Raw genomic sequence first — 9,335 nt, forward strand, 5'->3', positions numbered from 1 at the left:
TACGCGCGAACAACGCCCTGTGACGACCAAAGCATGGCGTACTGAACGCGCGGGCCGAATGTCGGAAGGCTGTTGCCCTCAGCCCTCTTTTTTCGCGGTATTCCTGTCGGCCCTGGCACGGTCGGCGGCGACGGCCCCGGGGTTATAGGCACGCAGAGCCTTGGTCTTGTCGGCGTCGTCGTATTCGTAAAGCTTGCGCGAGGTCGCTCCGGGCAGGCGACCGAATTGCTCGGCCAGATTGCGCGGGTACCATGTCTGTCTGAAACTACTGCCGACGCCGTCAAGTTGGGCGAGGATGCGCGAGGTGCTTACCGAGCATTGCGCATCGGGCACCTCGCCATAGGCCGTGGCGATCTGAAGTGCCTTCTCCGCGGTGTCGGCCGACACTGGCACCTCCTGCACCTGGACGTGGTACGTCTCGCGGGCGTGGAAGCGGGTGTAGACATCGGCGACCTGTGGTGTCACGCCATAGACGACATCACCGCGCGCCACGATCTTGCCGGCCTTTCGGAACGTTCCGGCCGGGTCGAAGATCACCCGCTGCGAACCGTTGATCATCAGCGACGTGTGTGCGCCCGAGCCGGTGTCGTTCGAAATCATCGTGAACAGTGTCAGCTTCGGCGGGCCGTTGTGGCGGTAGGCGGCGCGTGTCACTGCCTCGTCGCTGACCGGCGGATCGGTCTTGACCGCGCAGCCCGAGACCAGCGTTATCGCGACAAGCGCGGCAATCCAGAAACGCATCGCGATGCCCTTCCCCGTATGTCGGCCCGGCGCGGGAGCCGGTGCTCAGCTATTGAAGATCGCCAGGAAGATCAGCACCGCGATGGCTATGCCGCCCACCCAGGTAGAGGCCTTTATGAAGCCTTCGAAGGTCTTTTCCTTCTCGGTGATGTCCATGTTGCCGTGCTCGTGGTCTGCCATGTTCGCGGTCCTTCCCCTGTTGCGGTTTGCGCGTCGTCCTACCTTATTGCCCAAACCCTGTCACCGGTCAATTTCCCGGGTGTATTTCCGGGTCCGGGCAGTGCCAGATCCATGCGCCGTCGGCGCGGCGGGTGCGGGTGACGAACCCGCCCCCGTGCAGGTGGTTGAGATGCGCCACCGCCTCGACCATGGCCAGCCCGTAGGTGCCGCTGTCGATGCTGCGCTTGAACAGCGGGGCAAAGCACTCCACCGCCGTGCGCGGGGTGGCAAGGTGACGCGCGAGGCGCCCAAGTGCGCCATGGTGATTGTCCTGCAACTGGCGCATCCGCAATGGCAGCCCGGTGAACGGCAGCTTGTGCCCGCCCAGCACCAGGTGATCGGGCCGCGCCAGCGCCTCCAGCCGCGCGCAGGCCTCCAGCCAGTCGGCCAGCGGATCGGCGTCGGGTTCGGTCGGGTGGACGCCGATATTGGGGCTGATCGACGGCAGCATCTGGTCGCCCGCGATGACAAGCGCGTCGTCGCGCGACCACAGCGTCAGGTGTTCGGGCGCGTGGCCGGCGCCAATATGCACGTCCCAGTCGCGCCCGGCGGCGCGGATCACGTCGCCCTGCTGCACCCGGGTGTACCCGACCGGCAGCGGATGCGCGATGTCGGCGAAGTTGAAGGGCCGCTGCGACAGCCGCTCTTGCAGGATGTCGGGGGCCATCCCGGCGGCGCGCCAGAACGCCACCGCCTGCGGGCTGGGGGCATCCTCGGCGTCGAGGATCAGCATCCGCGCCATCAGCCACGCAGTGCGCGTGGTCCACAGCTCGGCGCCATGGTGATCCATGAACCAACCGGCCATGCCGACATGATCGGGGTGGTGGTGGGTCAGGATCACCCGGCCCACCGGCTTGCCGGCCAGCGGGCCGGCCAGCAGATCATTCCACAACTCGGTGCTGCGGCGCGATTTCACGCCGGTGTCAATCAGCGTCCAGTGGTCGCCCTCGTCGAGCGCGTATATGTTGACGTGATCCAGCGCGAAGGGCAGCGGCAGGCGCAGCCACAGCACCCCCGGCGCCACCTCGATCGCCTGCCCCGCCTCGGGCGGGTCGGGCCACGGGTACCGGATGCCGGTGAGCGCCCCATCCATCAAACCGCCAACTCCCGCGTGACAAAGGCGTAGAGGTCGTCGGCCCCGGCGGTGGCATGGGCCAGCAGGCCGGAATGCTCGGGCAGCAGGCGGTTGATATAGAACCGCGCGAGCCGGGTGCGCGGGCCGTCGTCGACGCCTTCGGCCATCGCCGCGCGCAAGTGGTAATGCGCGCCAAGCACCCGCGCGAAGCCTTGCAGGAAAGGCACCGACCCGGCAAAGCGGTCGGGCATGTTGTCCTGTGCCGTCAGCCATTCCACCGCTTCGCGCAGGGTTTCGCCCGCCTGCCAGACCGATTCGGCCATGTCGGGCAGCGCCGCGCGCGCGGTTTCGGCGAGCGATTCGATCTCGTCCACCAGGCGCGCAGCGGCCTCGCCGCCATCGGCCATCTTGCGACCGACCAGGTCCATTGCCTGGATGCCGTTGGTGCCCTCGTAGATGGCAGTGACGCGGGCGTCGCGCAAGAATTGCGCGGCGCCGGTTTCCTCGATGAACCCCATGCCGCCATGCACCTGAACGCCCATCCCGGCCACCGCGATGCCGGTGTCCGAGCCGAATGCCTTGGCGATCGGGGTCAGCAGCGCGGCGCGGGCCTGCCAGTCGGCCTGGCCGGTGGCGCGCGCCATGTCCAGCGCCGCGGCGCAGTTCAGCACGATGGCGCGGGCCGCGAACGTATCGGCCTTCATGGTCAGCAGCATGCGCCGCACGTCGGCATGTTCGATGATCGGGCCCATCTGGTTGCGCTCGGCGGCGTAGGCCAACGCCTGTTGGGTCGCCCCCTCGGCGATGCCCACGCCTTGCGCGCCAACGGCAAGGCGGGCGTTGTTCATCATCGTGAACATCGCGGCCATGCCCTTGTTCTCGGCCCCCACCAGCCAGCCGGTGGCGCCGTCGAACTGCATCACCGCCGTGGGGCTGGCGTGAATGCCCAGCTTTTCCTCAAGGCTGACTACCGACAGCGCGTTGGCGGGCCCAAGGTTCCCTTCGTCGTCGGGGATGAACTTGGGCACCATGAACAGGCTGATCCCCTTGGTGCCGGGCGCCGCGTCGGGCAGACGCGCCAGCACCAGATGGCAGACATTGCCGCCGAAATCGTGATCGCCCCAGGTGATGTAGATCTTCTGCCCGGTGATCGCGTAGGTGCCGTCGTCATTGGGCACGGCGCGGGTTTTCAGCGCGCCAACGTCGCTGCCGGCCTGCGGCTCGGTCAGGTTCATGGTGCCGGTCCATTCACCGCTGATCAGCCGCGGCAGGTAAAGCGCCTTGATGGCGTCGCTGGCGTGGTGTTCCAGCGCCTCGATCTGGCCCTGGGTCAGCAGCGGGCACAGGCCCAGCGACAGGTCGCTCGCCGACATCATCTCGTTAAATGCCGTGGTCAACGAGATCGGCAAGCCCATGCCGCCGTAGTCGGGATCGGCCGAGATGGCGACCCAGCCGCCCTCGGTCAGCGCCTTGAATGCCTCCGGGTAGCCCGGCGGCGTTCGCACCACCCCGTTTTCCAGCACCGAGTGGGTCTCGTCGCCGACCCGGCGCAGGGGCGCGATGACCTCTTCGGTCAGGCGCCCGGCCTCGGTCAGGATGGCATCGGTGACGTCCGGGGTGGCCTCGGCAAAGCGGTCGGTCGCGGAAACGGCCACCATGTCCGAAACGTGGGCGAAGATGAACTTGTAGTCCTCGACGGGGGCGCGGTACGCCATGGCATCCCTCCTTCATGCGAAACGGCTTGGCATCGGACCCGGCCGCTTGTATGCACTGGCTCCTGCCGTGCAACAGTATAAGCACGCGCAGCCCCATCAACCCGGAACGCGGCGTCACGACGAAAATGCCCAGCACCGCCACCCGAACGCTTGCGCCCGACGCGAACGGAATCGCGCAGGCCGCCGCCATTCTGGCACGGGGCGGGCTGGTCGCGCTACCGACGGAAACGGTTTACGGGCTGGGTGCCGACGCGCGCCAGGGCCGCGCCGTGGCGCGCATATTCGAGGCCAAGGGCCGCCCCCGGTTCAACCCGCTGATCGTGCATGTCGACAGCGCCGAAACGGCGCGGCGCTACGTCGCGTGGCCGGCGCAGGCCGAGGCGCTGGCGACGGCGTTCTGGCCCGGGCCGCTGACGCTGGTGCTGCCGCTGCGCGACGACGCGGGCCTGTCGCCGCTGGTGACGGCGGGGCTGGATACGCTGGCCATCCGGGTGCCCGCGCACCCGCTGGCGCGGCGCCTGCTGGCGGCGTTCGGCGGGCCGGTGGCGGCGCCCTCGGCCAACCCGTCGGGGCGCATCAGCCCGACGACGGCTGCGCATGTGCTGGCCGGTCTGTCGGGGCGGATCGAGGCGGTGCTCGACGGCGGGCCCTGCCCGGTAGGCGTGGAAAGCACCATCGTGGGGCTTTCGGGTACGCCGGTTCTGTTGCGCCCCGGCGGCCTGCCGGCCGAGGCGATCGAGGCGGCGCTTGGCACGCCACTGGCCGCGCCGGGGGGTGATGAAACCGCGCCGGACGAAGCCGCGCCCACGGCGCCCGGGCAACTGGCATCGCACTACGCACCGGCGGCAACGCTGCGGCTGGAGGCGCATGCCCCGCGCGCAGGCGAGGTCTACCTCGGCTTCGGGTCCGGCGCTTGTGATCTGAACCTGTCGGACACCGGCGATCTGACCGAGGCGGCGGCAAACCTGTTCGGCCACCTGCACCAACTGGACGCGGGCGGCGCCCGCGCCATTGCCGTCGCCCCCATCCCCCACCACGGGCTGGGCCGTGCGATCAACGACCGCCTGGCCCGCGCCGCAGCACCGCGCGGCTAAGCCGCGGCTCAGGCGCGCCCGGCCGACGACGACAGCGTCATCGCGTCGATGCCCAGCGAGGCCAGCGCCGCTTCCCACTTGCGCGCGTCGGGCGTGGCGAACACCAGTTCCTGCGTGGCCTCGCAGGTCAGCCAGCCGTTCTGCGCCACCTCATCCTCCAACTGCCCGCCGCCCCAGCCGGCATAGCCCAGCATCACCAGCGCGCGTTCCGGGCCCTGCCCATGCGCCATTGCTTCCAGCACATCCTGCGTGGCGGTCATGCCGAAACCGCCGGGAATATCCAGCGTGTTCAGCGGCGAACTGTAATCGGTGCCGTGCAGCACGAAACCGCGCGCGTGTTCCACCGGCCCGCCGATATGAACGGGCTGATCGCAAGCGTCGTCGGTGCGAGCGATGGAAAGCTGATCGAACAGGTCGAACAGGCGCACGTCGGCGGTCGGCTTGTTGACGATTAGCCCCATGGCGCCATCGTCGGAATGGGCACAGATCAGGATCAGCGAGGCCTGAAACCGCATGTCCCCCATCCCCGGCATGGCGATCAGAAGCTTCCCCGTCAGGTCAAACGATTCACTGGTACTGGATGGCATGGCTCGGACTCGGCTCGGGAACAACGTGGCAAACATGGAACGAAGGCCACGACAGTTCAAGCAAAGCCTGCGCAAGAAAGCGCTGGCCGGCGCGTCGCCGCGCATCGCTCGCATGAATGTGAGTTGGCTTTTTCGGCGCGATATCGCATGTCCGGGGGATGACCGGATACCGCCTCGCCCCCCTGTTTCGACTGTTTTCGGTGCTGTCCCTCGTCCTTGCGCTGCCCGCGGTGGCGGCAGCGCAGGAGAGCATGGCGCGCCTCAGTGTCCTGCCCGGCTGGCGGGCCGGGCCGGGGGTGCACGTCGCGGCGCTGCGGATCTCGCTGGCGCCGGGGTGGAAGACCTACTGGCGCGCGCCGGGCGATGCCGGCATTCCGCCCGAGCTTGACCTGCGGGGCGCGCGTAACCTGACGGGCGCGCAGCCGTTGTGGCCAACCCCGATTGTGTTTCGTCAGGGCGGCATGCGCTCGGTCGGCTACAAGGGCGAGCTGGTGCTGCCGTTGCGCGTGGCGGCCAAGGCCCCCGGCAAAGACATCCGCCTGACCGGGCGCTTTGCCATTGGCGTGTGCCAGGATGTCTGCGTGCCGGTGACGCTGGACTTCGACAAGGTGCTGCCGGCGGCCAAGGCGCGCCCCGATCCGCGCATCCAGCAAGCGCTGGCCGACATGCCGCTGACCGCCGCCGAGGCCGGGGTGGGAAAGGTATCGTGCCGCGTCCGGCCGGGCCACGACGGCATGGAGGTAACCGCAACGATCGAGATGTCGCAGGCCGGCGGCGCGGAAATCGTGTTGCTGGAAACCGACGACCCCGAAATCTGGGTCGCCGAAGGCGAAAGCACGCGCCAGGGCGACACCCTGCGACTGCATACGCGGATGGCGCATGTGCTGGGCGACGCCTTCGCCATCAACCGCGCCGGGCTGCGCCTGACAGTGCTGGGCCGCGATCGCGCGGTCGATATCAAGGGCTGTCCGGCGCCCTGAGACCCCCGCGAGGTTACTTGCGCTGCTTGTGTTCTTCGAGCCGGGGCATGATCTCGACGAAATTGCAGGGTTCGTGGCGGTAATCCAGTTGCGGCGCGAGGATCTCGTCCCAGGCATCCTTGCAGGCACCGGGGCTGCCCGGCAGCGCAAACAGGTATGTGCCCTGTGCCACCCCGGCGGTGGCGCGGCTTTGCACCGCGCTGGTGCCGATCTTGTTCATGCTGATGATGGCAAACAGGGTGCCGAAGGCGTCGATTTCCTTTTCGTAGACATCGCGGTGCGCCTCGACGGTTACATCGCGTCCGGTCAGTCCGGTGCCGCCGGTCGAGATCACCGCGTCGATGGCCGGATCGGCGCACCATGCGCGCAGTTGCGTGGCGATCTGGTCGCGCTCGTCGCGCAGGATGCGGCGACAGGCCAGGTGGTGGCCGGCCGCCTCGATCCGGGCGGCAAGGGTGTCGCCCGAGCGGTCCTGCGCAGCATCGCGGCTGTCGGAGACCGTGAGCACGGCGATCCGCACGGGTATGAAATCCTTGGTCATGTCATTTTCGGTCATCCGTTTTCACCCCTTTTGAAAAACTGCCAGCCGCACCGCCAGCGCCGCGAAGATTCCCGCGCTCAGCCACCCCGCGCCGCGCGCGAAGGCGGCGCTGCCGGCCATGCGGCGACCCAGCCCCCCGGCCGAAAGACCAACGCCCGCGTTGACCGCGAAACCGCCCAGGGCAAGCACCGCGCCCAGCCCGGCGAACTGCGCCATCACCGGGCGCGCCGGGTCGACGAATTGCGGCACGAAGGCCAGCACGAAGAGAATCACCTTGGGGTTGGCCAGGTTCACCGCCAGACCCTGCCGGAACGCGGCGCGCGCCGACAGGGCGTCGCCACCACCGGTGACCAGACCGGCGCGCAAGGCGCCGAACGCCAGCCACAGCAAGTAGGCCACCCCGGCCCATCGGATCGCCTCCAGCGCGCCGGGCAGCGCGGCGATCAGCGCTCTCAGCCCCAACCCCGCCGCCAGCGCATGCACGAACACGCCGGCGGATATCCCGGCGCTGGCGGCCAGCGCCGGGCGGGCGCCGGCGCGCATCCCCTGGCCCAGGCAGAACATCATGTCTGCCCCCGGCGTCAGGTTGAGCGCCAGCGCGGCCGGCACGAATGCCAGAAGGGTGGCCGGCTCGATCATGCGCCCGCGCCTTCCCTCAACCTGGCCTGCAAATCCAGAAGATCGGCCCATGCCGCGCGCTTGGCGTGCGGCTTGCGCAACAGGTAAGCGGGGTGGAACATCGGCAGCGCCGGCAGGCCGTAGGCCTGCGTCCACTGCCCGCGCAGCCGCGTGATACCGCGCCGGCCCAACCCCGCCTGGCAACTGATATTGCCCATCAAAACCACCACCTCGGGTGCGACCAGCGCGACGTGCCGGCGCATGAACGGCACCATCATGGCGATTTCCTGTGGCGTCGGGTCGCGGTTCTGCGGCGGGCGCCAGGGCAGGATGTTGGTGAGGTAGACCGCCGCTTCGGGCGTCTCGGCCTTGCGCGACAGCCTGATCGCGTCAAGCATCCGGTCCAGCAATTGCCCGGCACGACCGACGAAGGGCAGACCGGCGCGATCTTCGTCGCGGCCGGGCGCCTCGCCGATGATCATCACGCGGGCGGCCGGGTTACCATCGGCGAACACGAGGTTGCGGGCACCGCGGCGCAGGTCGCAATGGGGGAAATCCGCCAGCGCCGCGCTCAGCGCCGCGAGGTCGGGCGCCGCCTCGGCGCGCTGGCGGGCCTCCTCGACCGGGTCCGCCGGGGCCACGACCTGCGGCGCGACGGGGGCCTGTGGCGCGGTCGCAGTAGCGGCAGAGGCGGCCGTGTGCGGCGCCGGGGCGGTCGCGGCCCCAAGCGCATAGCGGTTCACCGGCGCGTCGCCGATCGCCTCGGTCGCGCCAAGTTCGAGCTGCCATTCCAGCAGCGCCCGCGCGGTTTGATGTTCGAGCCCCGAATCCATGCCCGCAGGCTACTGCGTCTGCCGCCGCCATGGAACACGGTTTGCCATCGCGGTCGCGCGCCTAGCAGCGGCAAACCCGCGGCGACGCTTGCCCCGATGGCCGTTGGTTCCTATAACCGCGCCAGAGCGAGCGGGAGCAGGCCATGTCATTTCCACACCGTCACCTGCTGGGGATCGAACCGCTGGGACCGGCGGCGATTACCGAGATCATCGACCTGGCCGATACCTATGTCGATTTCAACCGCCGCGACATCAAGCACGGCGACGCGCTGGCCGGTCTGACCCAGATCAACATGTTCTTCGAGAACTCGACCCGCACCCAGGCCAGTTTCGAACTGGCGGGCAAGCGCCTTGGCGCCGACGTGATGAACATGGCGATGCAGGCCAGTTCCATCAAGAAAGGCGAGACGCTGATCGACACCGCGATGACGCTCAACGCCATGCATCCCGACCTGCTGGTTGTGCGCCATCCGCAATCGGGCGCGGTGGACCTGCTGGCGCAGAAGGTCAACTGCGCGGTCCTCAATGCCGGCGACGGGCGCCACGAACACCCCACCCAGGCGCTGCTGGACGCGCTGACGATCCGGCGCGCCAAGGGCCGGCTGCACCGACTCAACATCGCCATCTGCGGCGATATCGCGCACAGCCGGGTGGCGCGGTCGAACATGATCCTGCTGGGGCTGATGGAAAACCGCGTGCGTCTGGTCGGCCCGCCCACGCTGATGCCCTCGGGCGTCGGCCACATGGTCGCCGAGATGACCGACGACATGGCCGAGGGGCTGAAGGATGCCGACGTGGTGATGATGCTGCGCCTGCAACGCGAGCGAATGGACGGCGGTTTCATCCCCTCGGAGCGCGAATACTATCACCGCTTCGGGTTGGACACCGAGAAACTGGCTTATGCCGCCGACGACGCCATCGTGATGCACCCC

At 68.7% G+C, this 9,335-nt stretch carries 11 protein-coding genes; 3 read left to right on the top strand and 8 right to left on the bottom strand.

Annotated elements, in window-relative coordinates:
• Positions 1-78: 78 nt before the first annotated feature.
• The 4 genes from Q0L89_RS00480 to Q0L89_RS00495 form a co-directional block, all read right to left on the bottom strand.
• A complete protein-coding gene (locus tag Q0L89_RS00480) occupies positions 79-741 on the bottom strand; it encodes a hypothetical protein (protein ID WP_296761639.1) in 663 nt (220 codons plus the stop codon).
• Between the two features lie 45 nt (positions 742-786).
• Complete coding sequence (locus Q0L89_RS00485) at positions 787-921, bottom strand: aa3-type cytochrome c oxidase subunit IV (RefSeq protein ID WP_296761641.1); 135 nt, start codon at positions 919-921, stop codon at positions 787-789.
• A 67-nt stretch (positions 922-988) separates the two neighbouring features.
• The gene (locus tag Q0L89_RS00490; protein ID WP_296761644.1) at positions 989-2,053 is read right to left on the bottom strand and encodes an MBL fold metallo-hydrolase; all 1,065 of its coding nucleotides are present in this window, start codon (positions 2,051-2,053) and stop codon (positions 989-991) included.
• Positions 2,053-3,750 (bottom strand): acyl-CoA dehydrogenase, encoded by a 1,698-nt coding sequence (locus tag Q0L89_RS00495; protein ID WP_296761646.1) that lies wholly within the window; start codon positions 3,748-3,750, stop codon positions 2,053-2,055. Before Q0L89_RS00495 ends, Q0L89_RS00490 begins: the two co-directional genes overlap by 1 nt.
• Before the next feature lie 125 nt (positions 3,751-3,875).
• Here Q0L89_RS00495 and Q0L89_RS00500 point away from each other — a divergent pair, with 125 nt between their 5' ends.
• Complete coding sequence (locus Q0L89_RS00500) at positions 3,876-4,844, top strand: L-threonylcarbamoyladenylate synthase (protein WP_296761666.1); 969 nt, start codon at positions 3,876-3,878, stop codon at positions 4,842-4,844.
• 8 nt (positions 4,845-4,852) lie between these two features.
• Here Q0L89_RS00500 and Q0L89_RS00505 read toward each other — a convergent pair whose 3' ends face one another.
• Positions 4,853-5,431: a YqgE/AlgH family protein gene (locus tag Q0L89_RS00505; protein ID WP_296761649.1), complete on the bottom strand. Its 579-nt coding sequence runs from the start codon at positions 5,429-5,431 to the stop codon at positions 4,853-4,855.
• 158 nt (positions 5,432-5,589) lie between these two features.
• Between Q0L89_RS00505 and Q0L89_RS00510 the strand changes: the two genes are divergently transcribed.
• Positions 5,590-6,411: a protein-disulfide reductase DsbD domain-containing protein gene (locus Q0L89_RS00510; protein ID WP_296761652.1), complete on the top strand. Its 822-nt coding sequence runs from the start codon at positions 5,590-5,592 to the stop codon at positions 6,409-6,411.
• Between the two features lie 13 nt (positions 6,412-6,424).
• Here Q0L89_RS00510 and moaB read toward each other — a convergent pair whose 3' ends face one another.
• From moaB to Q0L89_RS00525, 3 genes are read right to left on the bottom strand one after another with little or no spacing between them, the layout of a single operon-like run.
• Positions 6,425-6,967 (bottom strand): molybdenum cofactor biosynthesis protein B, encoded by a 543-nt coding sequence (gene moaB, locus Q0L89_RS00515; RefSeq protein WP_296761654.1) that lies wholly within the window; start codon positions 6,965-6,967, stop codon positions 6,425-6,427.
• A gap of 6 nt (positions 6,968-6,973) precedes the next feature.
• Positions 6,974-7,591, bottom strand: a complete 618-nt coding sequence (locus tag Q0L89_RS00520; RefSeq protein ID WP_296761656.1) for a LysE family translocator — start codon at positions 7,589-7,591, stop codon at positions 6,974-6,976.
• Positions 7,588-8,403: a uracil-DNA glycosylase gene (locus Q0L89_RS00525; RefSeq protein WP_296761657.1), complete on the bottom strand. Its 816-nt coding sequence runs from the start codon at positions 8,401-8,403 to the stop codon at positions 7,588-7,590. The genes Q0L89_RS00520 and Q0L89_RS00525 overlap by 4 nt, the downstream gene beginning before the upstream one ends.
• 143 nt (positions 8,404-8,546) lie before the next feature.
• Between Q0L89_RS00525 and Q0L89_RS00530 the strand changes: the two genes are divergently transcribed.
• The coding region (locus Q0L89_RS00530) for an aspartate carbamoyltransferase catalytic subunit (RefSeq protein ID WP_296761660.1) at positions 8,547-9,335 on the top strand (789 nt) is incomplete at its 3' end.

This window comes from Sediminimonas sp. (assembly GCF_024637375.1).
Classification (GTDB): domain Bacteria; phylum Pseudomonadota; class Alphaproteobacteria; order Rhodobacterales; family Rhodobacteraceae; genus Sediminimonas.